This window comes from Bacillus cereus group sp. BfR-BA-01408 (assembly GCF_022663305.1).
In the GTDB taxonomy this organism is placed as follows: Bacteria; Bacillota; Bacilli; order Bacillales; family Bacillaceae_G; genus Bacillus_A; species Bacillus_A pacificus.
This window is the reverse complement of the sequence record NZ_JAKUFF010000288.1, coordinates 1-239: the sequence shown is the minus strand read 5'-3', so window position 1 is coordinate 239 and position 239 is coordinate 1. Positions and strand designations below refer to the sequence as shown.

Below are 239 nucleotides of genomic sequence, written 5' to 3'. Positions count from 1 at the left end.
CGCTGCTTTTGCCTTTGCGGCCGCCCCAGCCTTCGCTTTCGCCTTGGCCTTTTCTTCTTCTGTTCCTTCTTCCATTCCTTCTCTTTTTTGTTTTGCTAACGCCGCCGCTTTCGCTTTTGCGGCTGCTGCCGCCTTCGCCTTTGCTTTGGCCCTTTCCTCTTCCGTCACTTCTTCTGTTCCTTCTCTTTTTTGTTTTGCTAACGCCGCCGCTTTTGCTTTGGCCCTTTCCTCTTCCGTCA

General features: G+C 52.7%; 1 pseudogene. It reads right to left on the bottom strand.

Annotated elements, in window-relative coordinates:
* Nucleotides 1-239: pseudogene (locus tag MR083_RS27330) on the bottom strand (NADH-quinone oxidoreductase subunit C); the annotation flags it as partial.